Genomic DNA, 5,083 nt, shown 5'->3' on the forward strand with positions numbered 1-5,083 from the left:
TACACCAGCGACACCCACCTGGTGGATCCGAACTTCGTGTACGTCGGCACCGGCAACGTGACCGCCGCCGGCACCGAGTTCGATCTGGGCATGTTCGTGGCGGGCCAGGAGCTCGTCTTCAGCATCACCGTCCGCGACACGGGCTACACCTTCTTCACCGGCCCGGGCGACCGCAACCCCGACGGCATCGTGCACGCCGCCATCACGGACCTCGGCAACGGCGTCTTCCACGTCGGCTTCGAGGACCTCTACAACGGCGGCGACCTGGACTACGACGACGTGAACCTGGTCATCGAGACCACGGGCATCGTCATCGCCGACGAGGACACCGACGACGACGGCATCCCGGACGACGAGGACAACTGCGTGGTGACCCCGAACCCCGACCAGGCCGACGCCGACGGGGACGGCGAGGGTGACGTCTGTGACGTCTGCCCCAACGACGCCGGCAACGAGGACGCCGACAACGACGGCATCTGCGGCGCCGACGACAACTGCCCGGCGGTCTCCAACAGCAACCAGGCCGACGCCGACGAGGATGGCCTGGGCGACGCCTGCGACGCCTGCCCCAACGACGCGACGAACGACGCCGACGGCGACGGCGTGTGCGAGGACGTGGACAACTGCCCCGGCGCCGCCAACGCCGACCAGGCCAACGCCGACGGCGACGAGGCCGGTGACATCTGCGACCTCTGCCCCAACGACGCGGGCGACGACGCCGACGGTGACGGCGTGTGCGGCGACGTGGACGCCTGCGAGGGCACCGAGCTGACCGAGAGCGTCCCCACCGAGGAGCTGGGCGTGAACCGCTTCGCCCTGATCGACGGCGACGGCGTGTTCGACACCGTCAGCCCCCGCGGCCGTGGCCCCCGCCGCAGCTACACCATCCAGGACACCCACGGCTGCTCCTGCAGCCAGATCATCGAGGCCCTGGACCTGGGCGAGGGTCACACCAAGTTCGGCTGCAGCATCAGCGCCATGGACGACTGGATCGCCACGTTCTGAGCCCCGACGGCCGGCGCCCGTCGGCCGGTTTCCCTTGCCTGATCAGCGACTTGCAGGCCTGAGCGGCCTCGTCGCGCCCCCTCCCCCGACCACGCCGAAGGCAACGCCCATCCCGTCGGGATCCGCCGCCTCGCGGCCAATCCCGGGCCTCTGCATGCAGGGGAGCTGGCGGCCGGACGCCTCAGCCGACGTGGCTGTGGTCCGACTTCTCGATGCGCTCGGCGACGTCGCCCTCCCGGTCCTCCGGGATCTGGCGGACGACCCGCTCGGTGGGCTGGGTCTCCTTCTCGTCCTTGGCGAAGGACTTGCGGAAGTTCTTGATCCCCTTGCCCAGCGCCTCGCCGAGCTGGGGGATGCGGTTGTGGCCGAACACGACCAGCACGATGAGCAGGATGAGCAGGAGCTCACTGCCCCCCGGCATGCTGATCGCCTCGCGGACCGTCGTATCGAGCTGGTTCATGGCGACTCCTTCGGCCATCCACGGCCGGATGGTCGACCGCGATCATAGCAGACGCGGTGATATACGCGGGGGTGTCCCGCAGATCCAGTCCGATGCCGGCTCCCGGTGCCGGGTTCACCCCTCCGTGCCGCTTGCCCGCCGACCGGTGGCCGTGGTACCCCCAAGGCTTCCAACCGGTCCGGAATACGAGTCGTGGCGGCGACCTACGCACTGAGGTTCATCGCGGGCAAGTACAAGGGGGGTCAGTTCCCCCTGCGGCCGAACCGCGAGATGGTGGTGGGGCGCGGCAGCGAGTTCGACATGGTCCTCGACGAGGACATGGTCTCGCGCCGGCACGCGAAGATCGCGACCTACCACGGTCAGATCGTGGTGCAGGACCTCAAGAGCACCAACGGCACCTTCGTGAACGGCGAGCGGGTGACCGTGGCCCGGCTGAAGGTGGGCGACAAGGTCCTGGTGGGCACCTCCATCATGGAGCTGCTGCGGCTGGACGACGGCCCCACCAGCCAGCGCCCCGCCACGCGGACGTCCGGCGCCCCCGCCGAGCCGCCGCCCCCGGACGGCGACGCCCGCCTCGACCGCATGACGCCGCCCATCCGGCAGACGGTGGAGCGCGGCCAGGGCATGTCGGGCCGCTTCCCCGACGACGACGTCACCGTCCCCGATCTGGTGGAGCTCTTCCACGGCAGCGGGCGCACCGGCGTGCTGGTGCTGACGGACGACGCCGGCCGCGACGGGCGCATCTTCTTCCGCGAGGGCAACGTCTACTTCGCGACCATCGCCGACCCCAGCCGGGCCGGCGAGTCGATGCTGATGGACGTGCCGCCCCTCAAGTGCTTCGTGCGCATGCTGGCCTGGAGCCACGGCGTCTTCCGCATGGACGCCCTGAACCCGGCCCCGTCCTTCCAGCAGGAGATCAGCGGCAGCACCCGCCAGCTCCTGGTGGACGGCGTGCGCCAGATCGACGAGCTGCGGCGCTACGAGGGGCACCTGCCCCAGCGCGAGCAGCACCTCAGCCTGAACGTGCCCCTGGAGGCCCGGCTGTCGTCCCTGTCGGCCGAGGCCCTCGACACCCTCCAGGTGGTCATCAACCACCGCCAGGTGGGCCTGGTGCTCGATCATAGCGACGCCAGCGACCTGGAGACGTGGCAGGACCTGCTCTACCTGATCCAGAACGGCTACGTCTCGGTCACCTGAGGCGGCCCCCGGCGCCCACTTGACGTCCGGCCTCGGCGCCAGTAGGCTCTGGCGCCCCCGATCTGGGCAGAGGCATGTCCGACCGCCTCGCCCACGGGCCTGCCGGTGAGGGACCCATGGAATTCTACGTCGTCGATCCCAAGGACCTCGACTTCTCCGAGTGGGCGAAGCGCATCCGCGAGTTCCTCCAGGAGGAGAAGATGGAGTTCACCGAAGAGGACGGCGGGCTCTACTACATCGGGGACGACGTCGCGACGCCCTGGGCCGAGAACTCGCTGCTCTTCACCATCGACGACGATGATCAGGGCGGCGTGATCGAGCTGCGCGACGTCGACACCAACTTCTACACGTTCGCCGACGATCTGAGCCTGTTCGAGGATCGCGAGGTCAAGGAGGCCGTGGGCCTCATCGCCCGCTCCCCGCGCGCGCTCTACGGCTTCCGCTCCAACGACACGGGCGGCTGCCGGTTCCACCGCGGGCCGAGCCGCAACCTGTACTTCTTCTGCGAGGATCAGGAGGCCGACTACCCCCACGCCATGGCGCTGGAGGACGTCTGGTCCCTCTTCTTCCGCGTGGTCAACTGGCTGTCGGGCTCCACGTCGCGCATCCAGGACTTCAAGGGCATCAACGTCGAGAAGGTCCACCTGGACTTCGAGGTCGAGGTGGACTTCACCCACCCGTCCTGCCTCGATCCGCTGCTCGAGATCCTGGCCGACGAGGACAACCCCGACGTGCGCACGCGCTCGGGCCTCCGGGGCCTGTTCCACGACCGCGACCTGACCTGGATCCGCCGCTTCGTGAAGGCGCTCCCCCCCGAGGAGGAGTACTTCCAGAACGCCATCATCCGGGCGAAGTGGTGGGGCACGGCCAACGGCGAGCGGGTGGACATCTTCAAGGCGGGGGTGGAGCGGCGCGAGCTGCGGCCGTTCATCCAGATCCCCCTGCACCGCACCTCCAAGGAGCTGCTGGACAAGTTCCGGGCCTACTTCAAGGGCCACCGGATCGACCGGCAGGAGTACTATCTGGAGGACTGAGGCCGGCGGTGCCCACCGCCGTCCTGCGCCGGGAGGTGCCCCGGGCTTGATCCCTGAACAGACCATCGCCGAGATCCTGGAGCGCGTCGACCTGGTGAAGCTGGTCGGCCGCCAGGTCAAGCTGCGCAAGGCCGGCGCCGGCTTCATGGGTCTGTGCCCGTTCCACGACGAGAAGTCCCCCTCCTTCAGCGTCTCCCCCGTCCGCCGGACGTACCACTGCTTCGGCTGCGGCGCCCACGGCGACGCGGTGCGCTTCCTGATGGAGCAGCACGGGCGCAGCTTCCCCGAGGCCGTGCGCGAGCTCGCGGCCGAGGTGGGGGTCATGGTGCCCGAGGAGCGCCCCGAGCCGCCGGCTCGCCGGGCGGAGCGCGAGCGGCAGCGGTCCGAGGCCGAGCGCCTGTTCGCGGCCCAGGACGCCGTCACCACCTACTACACCGACACCCTCTTCAGCCCCGCCGGCGAGCCGGCCCAGCGCTACCTCACGGGCCGCGGCTTCACCCCCGACACGGCCCGGGCCTTCCGCCTGGGCTACGCCGACGGCGACGCCGCGCGCTTCCAGCGGTTCCTGGCCACCACCGACGTCGCCCTGGCCGATCTGGTGGCGCTGGGGCTGCTGCTGGTGCCCGACACCGGCCCCGATCCGAGCGCCCCGCTCCAAGGCCACTACCTGCGGTTCCGCCGGCGGCTGATGTGCCCGGTGGTGGACGTCCGCGGCCAGGTGACGGGCTACAGCGGCCGCGTGCTCGACGCCAAGGCCAAGGCGGCCAAGTACGTCAACTCCCCCGAGACGCCCGTCTTCACCAAGGGGGACCAGCTCTACGGGGCCTTCACCGCCCGCAGCACCGCGCGCCGGGCCGGCCGCGTCATCCTCTGCGAGGGCAACCTGGACGTGGTGGCGCTCTGGCAGGCGGGCTTCCCCGGCACCGTCGCCGCCATGGGCACCGCCCTCACCACGCGGCAGGTGCGCCTGGTCAAGCGGCTGTCCGAGCAGGTGATCTGCGTGATGGACGGCGACGCGGCGGGCGCCAAGGCGGCCTTCGCCAGCCTGCTGCCCTTCCTGGAGGAGGGCATCCAGCCGCGGGCCGTGCTGCTGACTGGCGGGCACGATCCCGACTCCTATGTGCGCGAGCACGGCGCCGACGCGTTTCGCACCCTGCTCGCCGCGGCCCGGCCGCTCCTCGATCTCTACATCGAGCGCGAGGCGGCGGCCCGCCCGGCCGACGCCCTGGGCCGGGCCGAGGGGCTGCGGGCCCTCGCCCCGGCGCTGCGGCTGCTGCAGGATCCCCTCACCCGGGATCTGTATCGCCAGCAGGTCGCGTCGACCCTCGGCGTCCCCCTCGACTTCGTGGATCGGGCCATCCAGGAGGCGGCCCCGGCCCCCGCGCCG

The 5,083-nt window shown here is 70.6% G+C and carries 5 protein-coding genes; 4 read left to right on the forward strand and 1 reads right to left on the reverse strand.

The window, feature by feature from the left end:
- The first annotated feature begins 90 nt into the window (after positions 1 to 90).
- The gene (locus KDM41_17160; GenBank protein ID MCB1185151.1) at positions 91 to 1,005 is read left to right on the forward strand and encodes a thrombospondin type 3 repeat-containing protein; all 915 of its coding nucleotides are present in this window, start codon (positions 91 to 93) and stop codon (positions 1,003 to 1,005) included.
- Positions 1,006 to 1,186: 181 nt separating this feature from the next.
- Here KDM41_17160 and tatA read toward each other — a convergent pair whose 3' ends face one another.
- Positions 1,187 to 1,426, reverse strand: a complete 240-nt coding sequence (tatA, locus tag KDM41_17165) for a twin-arginine translocase TatA/TatE family subunit (GenBank protein ID MCB1185152.1) — start codon at positions 1,424 to 1,426, stop codon at positions 1,187 to 1,189.
- Between the two features lie 231 nt (positions 1,427 to 1,657).
- Between tatA and KDM41_17170 the strand changes: the two genes are divergently transcribed.
- The 3 genes from KDM41_17170 to KDM41_17180 form a co-directional block, all read left to right on the forward strand.
- A complete protein-coding gene (locus KDM41_17170; protein ID MCB1185153.1) occupies positions 1,658 to 2,662 on the forward strand; it encodes an FHA domain-containing protein in 1,005 nt (334 codons plus the stop codon).
- 116 nt (positions 2,663 to 2,778) lie between these two features.
- Positions 2,779 to 3,696 carry a hypothetical protein gene (locus KDM41_17175; protein ID MCB1185154.1) on the forward strand — a complete coding sequence of 306 codons (918 nt, stop codon included), beginning with the start codon at positions 2,779 to 2,781 and terminating at the stop codon, positions 3,694 to 3,696.
- Positions 3,697 to 3,742: 46 nt separating this feature from the next.
- The coding region (locus KDM41_17180) for a DNA primase (GenBank protein MCB1185155.1) at positions 3,743 to 5,083 on the forward strand (1,341 nt) is incomplete at its 3' end.

It is taken from the genome of bacterium (assembly GCA_020440705.1).
In the GTDB taxonomy this organism is placed as follows: Bacteria; Krumholzibacteriota; Krumholzibacteriia; order LZORAL124-64-63; family LZORAL124-64-63; genus JAGRNP01.